The organism is Paenibacillus whitsoniae, assembly GCF_003955665.1.
Lineage (GTDB): Bacteria > Bacillota > Bacilli > Paenibacillales > NBRC-103111 > Paenibacillus_E > Paenibacillus_E whitsoniae.
Genome location: NZ_RXHU01000011.1, coordinates 185,034 through 198,975, shown reverse-complemented (window position 1 = coordinate 198,975; position 13,942 = coordinate 185,034). Strand labels below are relative to the sequence as shown.

The window sequence follows — 13,942 nt, the reverse complement described above, 5'->3', positions numbered from 1 at the left end:
CATAAGCGGACAGGAGGTCCTGCTTTCTTTTTGAGCGGATTTTGGTATAGTAGAAACTAACCATCTTGCTCGGAAATGAGGGAAGCCAATTGCAAATCGTATCGTTAAACGTAGGTCTGCCGCAAGTCATGAAGTATCGTGGAGAAGAGCTGGTTACCGGGATTGTGAAAACGCCCGTCAGCTCTCTTTTACATTTATCCAAGCTAGGTTTAGAAGGGGACGGGCAAGCGGACTTGACCGTGCATGGGGGCGTCGACAAAGCGCTGTGCGTGTATCCGGAGGAACATTACGCCTATTGGGAGGAGAAGCGGGGGCAACGGATCGAACCGGTGACGTTCGGCGAAAATTTGACCGTTCGCGGCATGCTGGAGCAGGATGTGTGCATCGGGGACATCTACGCGATCGGAGACGCGCTGGTGCAGGTTTCGCAGCCGAGGCAGCCCTGCCACAAGCTCGCTAAACGCATGGACTGGCCTCAAGCGGCGCTCTATGTACAGGAGACAGGCTATACCGGGTACTATTTTCGCGTGCTGCAGGAAGGGAAGATTTCACAGACATCCCCGATCAAGCTCGTTCGCCGAGATGAGCATGGCATCACATTGAAATACGCCAACCACACGAAGTATCACGATAAAAAGAACCTGGAAGCCGCCCGCAAGCTTGCGGGGCTTGAAGTGCTGTCGGAGAGCTGGAAGCAGTCTTTCCTTAAAAGAGTCGCGGAGCTCGAAGCGTGAAGCTCACGGGTGTCATTTTGGCCGGAGGGCTGAACAGCCGCATGGGCGGGAGCCCCAAATATTTGCTGCCTTGCGGTGACGAACCGCTGATCGGCAGGCAGATCAAGGAAATGTCGCGCATCTGTGAGCAGCTGCTCGTTGTCACCAATACGCCGGAGCGCATGGCCCCCGTGCTCAAACCGTATCCGGGCGTGAGCTGCATCCAAGACCGCTACCGGCAAAAGGGCCCGCTCAGCGGCATCCACGCTGCCAGCTGCGCCGCTGCATCGCCGTTCATGTGGATTGTGGGCTGCGACATGCCCAGGATTTCGGCGGATGCGGCGGAAGCGATGGCAGGGCACGGGCTAGCCGAGAACGCGGACGCGGTCATTCCCGTCATTGCGGGGCGTACACATCCGCTGCACGGCATTTATGCCCGGAGCGTGAACAGTGCTGCGGAAAACCTTCTCCGGCAGGAGCGCTACCGGGTGATGGGGCTGCTGGATGCGCTTGATTGTCGGCGGGTCGACGAGCTGTTCTTTGAAGAGAAAGGAATCCCAACCGGATTTGCGGCGAATGTGAATACGCCGGAGGATTGGATAGATATGTTAGGTAATATGCCGTGAATTAATGGAAGGTAGAATAATAGACAGAAATCCAGAGCGTTATTCTTTAAAAATGTAAGAAAATATGCCATAATGAGCACAGAAAGAAGGTGGACGCCATGTCGAAACAACTGTTGATGGATCGTTTTGGCCGAATGCATGATTACCTGCGAATTTCTGTGACGGATCGCTGCAATTTGCGTTGTGTGTACTGCATGCCGGAGGAAGGCATGGAGTTTGAACCGGATGAGAAGCTGTTGACGTTCGACGAGATTGCGGACGTTGTTCGCGTACTGGCCGGCCTTGGGGTTCGCAAGCTGCGGCTAACCGGCGGCGAACCGCTCGTTCGTAAAAATCTGGAGCAGCTCGTCGCCATGCTGTCGGCGATTCCGGGTATTGAAGATATTGCGTTGACAACGAACGGGATTTACTTTGCGTCGCGCGCCGAGAAGCTGCGTGCCGCCGGGCTAACCCGCGTTAATATAAGTTTGGACTCGCTGCGGGCGGACCGTTTCGCGCTGATTACGCGCGGCGGCGATATCACCCGTGTGCTTGCTTCGATTGAAGAGGCTTATCGCGTGGGGATTACGCCGATCAAGCTCAACGTGGTGCTGATGAAGGGCATCAACGACGACGAAATTGCAGACTTTTTGCAAATGACGATCGATCGGCCGATCCAAGTGAGATTTATTGAGTACATGCCGATTGGACACGCCGATGAGAACTGGAAATCCCGGTATCTCCCGCTGAGCGCTGTGCTGGACTGCTGTCAAGAACGCGGCTGGCAGGCTGAAGCATCCGAGGCTGTGTACGGCAACGGCCCCGCCCAAAATTACCGGATTGCCGGCGCGAAAGGCGCATTCGGGCTGATTCATCCCATCAGCGATCATTTTTGCGAGACTTGCAATCGGCTGCGCCTGACGGCCGACGGCAACATCAAACCGTGCCTGTACTGGTCGGATGAGTTCAACGTCCGTAAATATATCGGCGATGATGAAGCGGTCGAGAATCTGTTCTTCCGGGCGCTGGACATCAAGCCGCAAAATCATGAAATGGCGCAGGCGCTGCTGAACGAAGCGCAGTCGCATACGCCGACGCTTCGCCGAATGTCGCAGATCGGCGGGTAATTGTGAAAGGGGAACGGGAGCACGTGAGTCGCGAATTGAAGCTCAAATTCGGACGAAACATCGTCAGCGTCGAGGAAGCGCGCTTGCTCTTGGCTAAGCACGCGGCACCGCTTGGCGTGGAGCGCATCGGCCTTGCGGCCGCCTTCGGGCGGCGGCTGGCCGTAGACGTGCATGCGGACCATGCGGTTCCGCATTTTCGCAGATCCGGCGTGGACGGGTATGCCGTACGCGCCGCCGATATTGCGGAAGCCACGCCGGAGGCTCCGGCGCAGCTTCGCGTCGTGGAGCACATCCCGAGCGGCACGATGCCTCAGCTCGCGATTCAGCCTGGCACGTGCGCGCGGATCATGACCGGTGCGCCGGTGCCGGACGGCGCGGATGCCGTCGTCATGCTGGAGATGACCGACGGCGTGGAGGCCGAGGCCGCGACACGCGTGTGGGTGAAGAAAAACGTCGAAGCCGGCAGCAACATTACGCCGATTGCCGGCGAAATTGCCACCGGGGAGCAGCTGCTCGCTTGCGGCACGCGGATCGGCCCCGGCGAAGCGGCAATCCTCGCGACCTTCGGCTGCGCCGAGGTGCCGGTGTACCGCAAGCCGGTGGTGGCGATTTTCTCCACAGGTGCGGAGCTGCTCGGCATTGACGCCCCTCTGGAGCCGGGGAAAATCCGCAACAGCAACAGCTACATGCTGGCTGCACAGGTGGAAGCGGCCGGCGGCACGGCCATGGTGAGGCCGGCGCTGTCGGACGATCCCGCAGAGGTTGAAGCGGCGCTCAGGGAGATACTGCCTGCCGTCGATCTGGTCGTGACCTCGGGTGGCGTATCCGTCGGTGATTACGACGTGCTGGTGGGCGTGTTCGAACGTTTTGACGGAGAGCTGCTATTCAATAAAGTCGCGATGCGGCCGGGCACACCGACGAGCGCGGCGCTCTGGAATGGCAAGCTGCTGCTTGCGCTCTCCGGCAATCCCGGTGCTTCGTTCGTCGGTTTCGAGCTTTTTGCGAAGCCGGTGATCGACTGGATGCTCGGAGGCGGCGAGCCGAATGCCCTGCAGCAGTCGGCGCTCCTGGACGTCGACTATAACAAGCCGTCGGCTTACCCGCGCTACGTCCGGGGTACTAGGACTGTCGTTGACGGCATCGTCCGGGTGAAGCCAGCCGGCATCGATAAGTCCAGCATCATGGTATCGATTAAGGATGCGGACTGCCTGATCTATTTGCCTGCCGGCGGACAAGGGTTCCCGCGCGGCGAGCTTGTGACGGTGTATCCGACGGGCGGCTCGCGGTGAAAGGGAGTGTCGCCGCGGGCAGAACGGGAAGACAAGTTGGCGTCTAGGTCGTTATCTTGCCGAGATTCCTGCGAAAAAGCAGGGGATTTCTTACAAATACCGGCGTTTTCCTCAAAAGCCTGCGAAAAGCAGCTTTTTAGGCCATGCTTGCTCAAAAAGGGCGCTCTCGCCCAAAATTCCTGCTCTTTTGCAGGCATTCATCGAATCAGGAAGGGAAAGTGGAAAATGCCTGCCTTTTTGCAGGCATTTGCTCCGCATCCCCATTAAACCCATAGAAAAAGCCTGTCGCCCCCAGCTTCACAGCCGGGGTGCGGCAGGCTTTTTCAGCATGATGCCGTGTATTAGTAGAACGTCGCCAGAATGATCACAAGCAGCACATATAAAACAAGGATAATGCCAACGGATCCGTAACCAGTTCCAGTACCTGTACCTGCACAACTCATAATGAAATCCCCTCCGAATGTGGATTGTGTTAGGTGCTTACAACATCAGCATATGGCGGAGAGGCATTCGTTGATTGGACATTTGCCCGCCCAGGCCGCAACAAAAATCAAAAGGCCGACCAGCCTGAACAAGGCGGTCGACCTGCAAGCGAATCCGCTATTCGGACAGCTTGTACACTTTAATTTTTTGGATGCCGTAACTGCGCAGGGCCTGCTTCGAGCCAGGGATGAAAATATCGATGCGGTTGCCTTTAATCGAGCTGCCCGTATCCGTTGCATAGGCGATCATGCCGCCTTGCGGGAGGCCGTTATAGGAATAACCTTCGATATAAAGCTTCGTGCCGAGCGGGATGACCGAAGGATCTACCGCGACGGTGCCGACTGCCAGGCGATTGCCGAGAAAATCGAAGGCGCCGAAGCCGCCGTTTTCGGACGGGTCTGCGGAGTAGGCTGTCGATTCAAAAACCTGGTAATCCGGTGCATGATGCTGACCGTCATTGCTGAGAATCGCCAGCTTGCTGCTGGAGTCCCATTGAATCGGAATGCCTGCGGTATTCGAGAGAAAGCGTAGCGGGACATAGACGCGCCCGTTTTGGAATTGAGGCGGCGTGTCGAGCGTTACAGGAGAATTATCGATCAGGGCTTCTTTTTGGCCGGAAATCAAGGTAACGGTATGATGGCTGTTATCGAGTGTAACTGTAACTTGATTTCCAACTTTTTTCCAATCAACTTCATAGCCCAGCTTTTCCGTTACAAAACGGAGTGGAACTTGCGTCGAATGATTGTCATCCAGAAACGGTTGCGCATCCGGAAAACGAACAAGGTCATCGTTGACCTGCACTTTCACGTCCATTTCGGCAGCTTTGGCTGTGAATGGGGAAAGAAAGCCAGCAGCCAGTACTGTCAAAGACACAGCAAGGCCTGTTAACCCTTTGGTAAACTTATGCAATTGGTAATCCTCCTTCATGTAAGCCTTCGAGGTTAGTTGACGGGTTCGGGAAGAAGGTTCTCCCTAGTCTGCGGCGGATGGCCGGCAAATATTCACCCCAAGTAAATCGTCCCCCGTACCAATACTTCAATAAATGCATCGGATTCGGCTTCAAATAGTTTATCATTTGCGGCATAGCGGAACAACGTCCAAAATGTGGTAACGCTGCACGTACTGGACTTAGGTCTAGGTTCAAAACAGTCGCGGGTCCGTTTTGACCTTCTTCGGAATCGGATACGATAAGGGTATGATGAACGATAAAAAGGAGCGGATCGCAATGACGAAGCATCGCGGCGGATTTGACTTTTCACATATGTTTGAACATGTAGGCAAAATGATGGACACCGTTTGGCAGGAGACTGTCGGCAAATTGGATCCTAATGCCCCCGGGAATCGCCGGGTGGATAAAGATTACCTCGAAGAGCGCTACCAGGAGGCGCTCCACGACATGATCGGGCTGCGCCAGCACATTGAGCGCGCCGAAGAAATGGCGCAGCTGCGCGCCGAGCAGGCCGAGCTCGCGATGCGGGCCGGCGATGAGGATCTCGCGCGGCTCGCCCTGCAAGAGAAGCTGCGCGAGGAGGCCGCTTGCGAGCAATACCGCGCGCAGTACGCGAGCCTGCAGGACGAGTGCCTGCGGCTCTCGGAGCAGATGCGCGCGGATGTGCCGCCACGTGATGGCGGCGGCACCAGCTATGAGGCCTCGCGCCACAGTTGGCGCGAGCTGGAGTCGACCGGCCGCGAGCTCGGCCGGGAAGCCATGCAGGGGCTGCGCATCGCCGGCCGCCTGTCGAAGGAGACGCTGAAGGAGGCCAGCGGCAACCTTCAGCATGAACTGCGCGCGCTGCGCACCCGCTTGCAGCGCGAATGGCAAGAAGAAGAGCGGCGTCGCGGCGCCGATCGGGATTCGCACGGCGGCGGCGTGAAGTAGCCGCTGCATAGCCGTCAGCCGGCGAGTGAGCGCCGGCCGCAGACGACTCGGCTTGCGAAGGCTTCACTGCTTCGCCTTGCCCGCTGCCGGGCAGCGTTCTTTTACATCACGACGCTTGATCTTCCGAGTCTCCCGCATCGCCTACGCTGCATATGCCAACCCCTAGAGCGGTAAGGAATTGCTTATTGGAGGCGGTGCAGACTTATGGTATGCTAAGGAATGTCTGAAAACCCGCTCAGGGGCATCTTTCACCACCTTTTCGCCCCCTGCTGCGTCACTTCTGCTTGACGTACCCCCGGTACGCCTTCACCAAAGTTCCTTGCATGGAACGAAAATTCGGCAAAATCTGCTACCCTCGGAGCATTCAGACACTCCATAGGAAGCGATGTGTACAAGCAACCAGAGGAGGTGCAACGATGGGAGAAGAAACCAAAAATAACCGCAGCCGCAACACAGCGCTTGTGCTGATCGCTGCCGGTGTTTTTTTGCTTCTGGATCATATTGTAGGCTTTTTCCCTATTCTTGCGATACTCCTCATTCTGCTCGGCATACACCGGGTGCGGTCTAAAAAGGAATACAAAGGCTACGTCCTGATCGGGGCCGGCGCGGTGATTCTATTTGGCAATCATGTGACGATTGTAATCGCCATTGTGCTGATATCACTGGGATTATTTTTTATCAAATCCAGACAAGTGTATAAAGATGAGAGCTATAGTCAGAAGCAGAAGATCGTGGACAGCGTTCGGCTCGGGCGCGAGCCTTGGATTTTACGCAACAATTCCACCTGGTATCTGGTGGGGGAGACCTATATCGATCTGTCTCTGGCCATCCTGGAGCAAAAGGAAACGACGGTCATTCTGCAAGGCGTGGTCGGCGACATCGACATTAAAGTGCCGGACGATATCGGCGTCTCGGTTGTATCTTCGGTGACGTTCGGACAGATTCAAGTTGCTGCGGAACGGGAGACCGGCGTGATGAACAAGTTGACATGGCAATCGAACAATTATGATTACTGCGACCATCGGGTGAAACTCGTCCTTTCTTTTATCGTAGGAGATATCAAGGTTAAAGTACTGTAACTCGCGTAGGGAGGTTCCTCACCCAGTGGACGGTTATAAACGGCGGTTAACGAACATGATATGGCGCAGTATGGGGGAGGCGATCGTTTTCAGCTTCGTGGTTTTCGGGGTTGTGCTGTATTTTCTGAATTCCCGGAACATTATGCTCGCCTTTACGGGCTGGCAGGACATCGTCACGTTCGCCTTTATGTCCTTGATTATTTTGACGGTGGTTGGGGCTGTATACGGCTATTGGAATTCCTCCCGCGTGACCCGTAGGCTCGATCCGATGATGGAGGCGCTGCTGCTGCTTGAAAAAGGGACGTTCACCCGCGGCAACTATGCCAACGGCGAGGATGAGATTGGCCGGCTCGGCGAGCAATTGGAGCGGGTTGTGAAGCGTTGGGAGGAGCAGGTGACGAGCTTGCAGCGGCTGTCCAACCATAACGTGGAGCTGACGGAAAAAGCAAAGCTGACCGCGGTCATTGAAGAGCGTCAGCGTCTTGCCCGTGAGCTGCACGATGCGGTTAGCCAGCAGCTGTTTGCCATTTCGATGACGGCGACGGCGGTCGGCCGGACGCTCGACAAGGATTTTGAGAAGGCAAAGCGCCAGATTCATCTCATTGAAGAGATGGCTTCCGTGGCCCAATCGGAGATGCGCGCGCTGCTGCTGCATCTGCGGCCGATTCATTTGGAAGGCAAGCGGTTGTCGGAAGGCCTGACCGAACTGCTTAAAGAACTTGCAGCGAAGGTGCCAATGGCGATAACATGGGATATGGACGAAGAAATTCGTTTGAATAAAGGAATTGAAGATCATTTGTTCCGTATTGTACAGGAAGCGCTGTCGAACGCGCTGCGGCATTCCAAGGCGAATAAGCTGGAAGTGAAGCTGCTGCACCGCTCTGACGGCATTCGGCTGGTGATTCGGGACGACGGCGTCGGTTTTGAACTCGATGCGAAGAAGCTGACGTCTTACGGCATCGTGTCGATGAAGGAGCGCGTCAATGAGATTGGCGGGTCCGTTGACATTATTACAGCGCCTGACCGCGGTACGCGGATTGAGATTCGGGTACCGATTCTTGCGGGCGATGTCCAAGCCATAGAGGGCTAGATGCCGCGGTACCTGGCGGCGCTGCCGGACGGAAGGAGAAGCAAATGGACGACGACACTCTGATTAAAGTACTGCTAGTGGACGATCACGAAATGGTGCGCATCGGACTTGCCGCGGTGCTGGGCACTGAGGATGGCATTGAGGTCGTAGGTGAGGCCAGCAACGGGATGGACGGCATTCGTCTTGCCCAGGAGTACCGGCCTGACGTTGTGCTGATGGATCTTGTGATGGAAGGTATGGACGGGATCGAAACGACCCGCAAATTGCTGCAGCTCTACCCGGATTGCAAAGTGATTGTGTTGACGAGCTTTCTGGACGATGAGAAAATGTATCCGGTGATCGAAGCCGGCGCATTCAGCTATCTGCTCAAGACGTCACGTGCTTCTGAGATTGCCCAAGCGATCCGCGCCGCGGCAAAAGGGCAGTCGATTCTGGAGTCTCAAGTGGCCTCCAAAATCATGAACCGCTTTCGGCAGCCGAAGCAGGAAGCGCAGCCGCATGAGGAGCTCACGGAGCGCGAGATGGAAGTGCTGCGCTTGATTGCGCAGGGCAAGTCGAATCAAGAGCTTGCGGACGACCTGTTTATCGGTGTGAAGACGGTCAAGTTTCACGTCACGAACGTGCTCGCGAAGCTGGGCGTGGAGGATCGGACGCAGGCGGCCATTTATGCGTTCAAGCATGGATTGGTGGAATAAAGCGAGGAGCGAACCGAATGAAGGCAGCCAAACAAATTTGGAGTTGGGTCAGCTCCATTGCGATTTCTTTTGTATTAGTTTTAATTCTAGGCGTGTTCGTGTTTCAATCGACCCGGGTGAGCGGACACTCCATGGATCCAACGCTGCATGATACGCAGCGGGTATACGTCTCGAAGCTGTCGCACACGTTTCGCTATGAGCCGGATTACGGCGACATCGTCATCATCGATTCCCGCGTGAACCTGCGTCGGACGTTCAAGAACGACCTGTTGGACAGCCCGCTGCTCAGCCTGTTCGTCCACGGCGACGACAAGCACATCTGGATCAAGCGCGTGATCGGGAAGCCGGGCGACGTGCTTGAGATGAAGAACAACAAGCTGTACCGCAATGGCGAGCTGTTGGACGAGCCATACTTGAATGAGGACATGAAAGCGAACAGCAATAAGAAATGGACCGTCCCCGACGATAATATATTCGTGATGGGGGACAATCGAAATAATTCGATGGACAGCCGGATTATCGGATTCATTCCGATGGATCATGTGCTGGGGAAGAAGCTATTTTAAAAGGCATTCGTAGATAAGCCGCACTTCTTGCGCTTTTCTTTTATCCGGATTCGGGATGGGGTAGCGTGGAGGGGCGGTTTTTTTAGTTTTGGCAGTCGGCTGGCTGAGTGGGGGATGCTGATTGCGTTGCGAATAGAGGGATGTGGTTGGTTAATTGCGTTGCGAATAGCCGGATGTGGTTGACGAGTGCTGAACGAACGATATGAATGTCCGCCCCCAGACGGCGAAATGTCTCCTAATAGCTGCTGCCGTGGGTGCTGAACCTGTATTTTGTACATGTAATCCTGGCGATGATGTAGGGAATGGAGCTACTTCCTGCATTATGTGCAGGTAAATTTCCTCGATTGGGGCGATATAAGCTGAAATTGGGGGGTGGGGTGCAAAATTGCTGTAGGAAATGCAGTTAATCGCGTGGAATTCGAAGATTTGCGGAAATTACCTGTACAATTTACAGGTGACGTGGCACGCGAGTCGAATTTCTGGCGTATTCGAAGCTAATGATGAGAAGCAAGCACGACTAGTGCAGAGGGATGAGGAACGGGAGTCCCTTGGATGGAGCAGCAAGCCTGCAAAAAAGCAGGAATTTCTCGCTCCCCCTTCCTGATTAGATGAAATGCCTGCAAGAAAGCAGGAAATTTCGGCGAGAACCCGCGTATTCAGCGAGTTTGGCCTAAAAAACTGCTTTTTCGCAGGCATTTTGCGAAAACCATTATTTTTTCGAATAAAGCCTGCTTTTACGCAGGCATTTCTCTGTTCTCGTTGGCAGCGCCTAAGTAGTAACGCAGCGCGTGCTGCCGATCGGTCGCTCCTGGCGTGGGCATGCAGCGCACTGCATGCCCTATGCGCACTCCCGGCACGTGCGCCTTACATCCGCGCGTCAAGCAGCAGGCCGCGCAGCGGCACCGGCAAATACGCGTCCAGCTTGGCGCGGTATTGCCCGTATGGCTTCAGCGGCGATGCCGAGAGCTGAAGCAACGCCGCCGCTGGCATCTGCTGCAGCTGATCCAGCCGCTTCGCCATCGACGCCGCGAAGTTCGTCACGCGGCTGATGGCCGAGCCCGCGTCTGCGCGAAGCGCCGCGTCGCGGCCGGCCTCGAGCAGCTCGGGCTCAAGCGTGAGCTTGCCGTCCTCCTGCTCGGTGATGCCGATGTCGCCGAGCCGGTACGGCTGCGCAGCGCGTTCGAGCCCGCGGAGCAGCACGTGGCTGACTTCGCCGCCGGCTTGACCGAGCTCATCTTGTAAATCATTATAGGAATCAATAAAATGATGAACGGTTTCTTCGATGTCGCGATCTGCAGCGGGCTGACGCTCGTCGCCCGCCCTTACCAGCGCCGCGGCGGATTGCTGCACGTGCTGGGCCGAAGCGAGGACGTTCGATACGCTTTTGGCTGCAGTGTGCGCATAGTGCTTGTACGGCAGCTTCTCATAGGGCAGATCCATCGCTCTGCGGATTGTGCTGGCTTGCCCCCCGGCCGTCCGGCTCACCGCGGACACCCGATAGTAATCCTTATGCGTCTGGTAGCTGCTCACTGCTTGAATCGGTGGATAGGCATTGATCATCGCGTCATCCCCCTCCTTCCTTTTATTATATCACCAAAGCGAAATGGGGTAAATTGGCAGGCACAGGGTCATTTCCGGCAGACGCGACATAAGATAGCATTATTGCTGCTTGTGGAGGCGGTGCTGCATGATTCGTAAACGTTTACCTACATCGGACGACGCCATGATCCATCGCATGGTCATCGAACAGTTGGTGCCTTACTCAAGACTCTACGAAGCGGGCCAATCGGTGACGTTCTCAGAAATTCGATCCAGGCTGAATCGCAACAAAACCTACGTAGCGGCCCGAGGTTTCCGTAAGCCGTATGGCTTTATTACGTTTGTACGCAAATCGAGCGTGCTCTTCGTCGATATGCTGGCGATTGACGAGCGCGAGCAGGGGAAAGGCCTCGGCCATGAGCTGATGAAAACAGCGGAGGATTACGGCCGGAAAGAGCGCTGCAAATCCGTAGAGCTGTTCGTCGATGACAGCAATCCAAGAGCGATTCACTTTTATACGAAACGAGGGTATGCGGTGGAGACGTACATTCCGGAGCTTTACTGCTACAAAATGAGCAAGCGCATAACAAGATAAAAGGCTGGGATGGCTTGGGCATCCGCAGCCTTTTTTTTATACCGTCTCTGTAAACATCGCGCCCACATTGTCCAGCGGGACGTCCCAGGAGCGCGGAGCTGGAGCCGGAGCCGGAGCAGGAGCCTCTGGCGGCGGTCCCCAGAATCCGAACGAAATCAGCCCGGCAGGCGTTTCCTGCTCCGGCGCAGACTGCTCGGCAGGCGTCTGTTTCTTGGTCGTTTTTACCGTTTTACTTTTGGTTGCGGTCGGCTTCTTGGCGGTTTTTTTCGGTTTTGCACTGACGTTCGCGAGCGGCTCGTCGCCGATCGTCAGTCTATTGTTGTCAACGCGATGCAAGACGCCGAATAATCGTGAGCCGTCTTTCAAGACGAGGAACACGGGCTTTCCGAGCAGATTTTTGCAGCTTTTTGCCGAAATTGGGTGAATGGGTTGCATCTGATGTGGCACCTCCGTGAATTGTTGGTATGATAGCCTATGCGCCGTATTGCCGACTGGTATAGACGAATGTCTAGTTTGGTATAAGAAAATGTTATGGAAGAAATGTCGTAGAAAAGTTGAATCGTCTGACAAATTTCGGTATGCTATGCTTATTACCCTAATCTAATAGAGAAAGAATGATGCATAGATGAGTGGAGCTGTATATTATATTTTCGGGGCAACAGGGGATTTGGCGAAAAGAAAGCTGTTTCCGGCGTTTTACAGCCTGTATCGGGAAGGCAAGCTCGGCGAGAACTTTGCCGTTGTGGGGCTGGCGCGCAGACCGCGGACGAATGAGCAGTTCCGTGATGATGTGAAGCATTCGATTCAAGATTTTGCACGGTACAAAAAAGTGGATGATGCCGAATGGGAACGGTTCGCGTCCCATTTTGAATACATGTCGCTCGACATTAACAATGTCGCGGGCTTCCATGAGCTGAACGTACTCACGGCCAGGCTCGACGACAAATTCCAAACCGGCGGCAACCGCCTGTTCTACCTGGCTCTGGCGCCGGAACTGTTCGGCAATGTGTCGCTCAACCTGAAAGAAGGCGGCTTGCTGAATACAACAGGCTGGCACCGTCTGGTGATCGAGAAGCCGTTCGGCTACGATCTGCCGTCTGCACAGCGTTTGAACGAGCAGCTGCGTCAAGTGTTCGAAGAGAAGGACATTTACCGCATCGATCATTACCTCGGCAAAGAAATGGTTCAAAATATCGAATTCGTACGCTTCGCGAACGCGTTCTTCGAGCCGCTCTGGAACAACAAGTACATTGCGAATATTCAGATTACGCTGAGCGAGACGGTCGGCGTGGAAGAACGCGGCGGATACTACGATCACTCGGGCGCACTGCGCGATATGGGTCAGAACCATATGCTGCAGATGATTATGATGATGGCGATGGAGCCGCCAAGCCGTCTGAATCCGGAAGATATTCGCGACGAGAAAGTGAAAGTGCTGCGCTCCCTGCGTCTATTTGAAGACGGCGAGGATGTGCGTGCTAACGTGGTGCGCGGTCAGTATATCGAAGGCTCCTCCAAAGGCAAAGTGCTGCCGGCGTATCGCGAAGAGGACAACGTGAACCCGCAGTCGACGACGGAGACGTATTTTGCCGCACGCGTGCACGTGGACAATTTCCGTTGGGCGGGCGTACCTTTTTATATCCGTACTGGCAAAAGATTGCCGCTCAAAACGACCGAAGTTGTCGTCGAGTTCAAAAATATTCCGAACAACGTCTACCTCGCGTCTAAACATCAGATGGAGCCGAACCTGTTGGTGTTCCGTGTGAATCCGATGGAAGGCATCTATCTGAAAATGAATGCGAAGCAGCCGGGCTCCGAAGGTGTCATCGTGCCGATCGCGATGGACTTCTGCCAAAGTTGCCAAATCGGCATCAACACGCCGGAAGCCTACGAGCGCCTGCTGTACGATGCGGCGCGCGGAGATTCCACGTATTTCACGCGTTGGGACGAAGTTGCGCTGGCGTGGGAATACGTTGACCGGATCGCTGCGGCGTGGAGAGAGACATCCCAAGATTTGAAGCAGTACCCTGCGGGCTCCTGGGGGCCTGAGGCAGCATCGAAGCTGCTAAGCGACGATGGCTTCAAGTGGTGGCCAATCAACGGTCAAAACGAAGGCGAAGTCGATTGGGATGCAGTTCAAAAGACAACGGTACTCGCTTAAAAGCGTACCTGCAAATCCAACAGGCGAAGGAGCCTGTTGGATTTTTGTTTTTGTCGAATAGTTGGTCCGAGGGCATCGTAAGCCGTACATTTTTTTGGTATACTAAATCGTACGGAGCAGG

15 protein-coding genes and 1 riboswitch are annotated in these 13,942 nt (G+C 55.2%); of the genes, 11 read left to right on the top strand and 4 right to left on the bottom strand.

The window, feature by feature from the left end; translation table 11 throughout:
- The first annotated feature begins 128 nt into the window (after nt 1-128).
- The 4 genes from EJQ19_RS03245 (at nt 129) to EJQ19_RS03230 (ending at nt 3,734) form a co-directional block, all read left to right on the top strand.
- Nucleotides 129-734, top strand: coding sequence for an MOSC domain-containing protein (locus tag EJQ19_RS03245; protein WP_126139794.1), 606 nt, complete (start codon nt 129-131; stop codon nt 732-734).
- Nucleotides 731-1,339, top strand: a complete 609-nt coding sequence (gene mobA / locus EJQ19_RS03240) for a molybdenum cofactor guanylyltransferase (protein WP_126139761.1) — start codon at nt 731-733, stop codon at nt 1,337-1,339. Before EJQ19_RS03245 ends, mobA begins: the two co-directional genes overlap by 4 nt.
- A gap of 98 nt (nt 1,340-1,437) precedes the next feature.
- On the top strand, nt 1,438-2,445 hold the full coding sequence (gene moaA / locus EJQ19_RS03235) for a GTP 3',8-cyclase MoaA (RefSeq protein WP_126139760.1): 1,008 nt from the start codon (nt 1,438-1,440) through the stop codon (nt 2,443-2,445).
- A 23-nt stretch (nt 2,446-2,468) separates the two neighbouring features.
- On the top strand, nt 2,469-3,734 hold the full coding sequence (locus tag EJQ19_RS03230) for a molybdopterin molybdotransferase MoeA (protein WP_241242705.1): 1,266 nt from the start codon (nt 2,469-2,471) through the stop codon (nt 3,732-3,734).
- 341 nt (nt 3,735-4,075) lie between these two features.
- Here EJQ19_RS03230 and EJQ19_RS32135 read toward each other — a convergent pair whose 3' ends face one another.
- Nucleotides 4,076-4,177, bottom strand: coding sequence for a YjcZ family sporulation protein (locus tag EJQ19_RS32135; RefSeq protein ID WP_206438357.1), 102 nt, complete (start codon nt 4,175-4,177; stop codon nt 4,076-4,078).
- Between the two features lie 157 nt (nt 4,178-4,334).
- Nucleotides 4,335-5,126, bottom strand: coding sequence for a stalk domain-containing protein (locus tag EJQ19_RS32765; RefSeq protein WP_164716288.1), 792 nt, complete (start codon nt 5,124-5,126; stop codon nt 4,335-4,337).
- Between the two features lie 6 nt (nt 5,127-5,132).
- Nucleotides 5,133-5,286: riboswitch (cyclic di-AMP (ydaO/yuaA leader) on the bottom strand.
- A 156-nt stretch (nt 5,287-5,442) separates the two neighbouring features.
- Between EJQ19_RS32765 and EJQ19_RS03220 the strand changes: the two genes are divergently transcribed.
- From EJQ19_RS03220 to lepB, 5 genes are all read left to right on the top strand, one after another.
- Entirely contained in the window at nt 5,443-6,096 is a 654-nt protein-coding gene (locus tag EJQ19_RS03220) for a PspA/IM30 family protein (protein WP_126139758.1), read from the top strand.
- A 416-nt stretch (nt 6,097-6,512) separates the two neighbouring features.
- A complete protein-coding gene (gene liaF / locus EJQ19_RS03215) occupies nt 6,513-7,175 on the top strand; it encodes a cell wall-active antibiotics response protein LiaF (RefSeq protein ID WP_126139757.1) in 663 nt (220 codons plus the stop codon).
- A gap of 25 nt (nt 7,176-7,200) precedes the next feature.
- Entirely contained in the window at nt 7,201-8,265 is a 1,065-nt protein-coding gene (locus EJQ19_RS03210; RefSeq protein WP_126139756.1) for a sensor histidine kinase, read from the top strand.
- A gap of 44 nt (nt 8,266-8,309) precedes the next feature.
- Nucleotides 8,310-8,960: a response regulator gene (locus tag EJQ19_RS03205; protein ID WP_126139755.1), complete on the top strand. Its 651-nt coding sequence runs from the start codon at nt 8,310-8,312 to the stop codon at nt 8,958-8,960.
- A gap of 17 nt (nt 8,961-8,977) precedes the next feature.
- The gene (gene lepB, locus EJQ19_RS03200; RefSeq protein WP_126139754.1) at nt 8,978-9,526 is read left to right on the top strand and encodes a signal peptidase I; all 549 of its coding nucleotides are present in this window, start codon (nt 8,978-8,980) and stop codon (nt 9,524-9,526) included.
- Between the two features lie 864 nt (nt 9,527-10,390).
- On the opposite strand, the gene EJQ19_RS03195 is transcribed toward lepB, so the two are convergent.
- Nucleotides 10,391-11,086 (bottom strand): hypothetical protein, encoded by a 696-nt coding sequence (locus EJQ19_RS03195; protein WP_126139753.1) that lies wholly within the window; start codon nt 11,084-11,086, stop codon nt 10,391-10,393.
- Nucleotides 11,087-11,213: 127 nt separating this feature from the next.
- Here EJQ19_RS03195 and EJQ19_RS03190 point away from each other — a divergent pair, with 127 nt between their 5' ends.
- On the top strand, nt 11,214-11,660 hold the full coding sequence (locus tag EJQ19_RS03190) for a GNAT family N-acetyltransferase (protein ID WP_126139752.1): 447 nt from the start codon (nt 11,214-11,216) through the stop codon (nt 11,658-11,660).
- Between the two features lie 36 nt (nt 11,661-11,696).
- Here EJQ19_RS03190 and EJQ19_RS03185 read toward each other — a convergent pair whose 3' ends face one another.
- Complete coding sequence (locus EJQ19_RS03185) at nt 11,697-12,095, bottom strand: LSm family protein (RefSeq protein WP_126139751.1); 399 nt, start codon at nt 12,093-12,095, stop codon at nt 11,697-11,699.
- Nucleotides 12,096-12,285: 190 nt separating this feature from the next.
- On the opposite strand from EJQ19_RS03185, the gene zwf reads away from it, so the two are divergent.
- The gene (gene zwf, locus EJQ19_RS03180) at nt 12,286-13,821 is read left to right on the top strand and encodes a glucose-6-phosphate dehydrogenase (RefSeq protein WP_126139750.1); all 1,536 of its coding nucleotides are present in this window, start codon (nt 12,286-12,288) and stop codon (nt 13,819-13,821) included.
- Nucleotides 13,822-13,942: the final 121 nt, after the last annotated feature.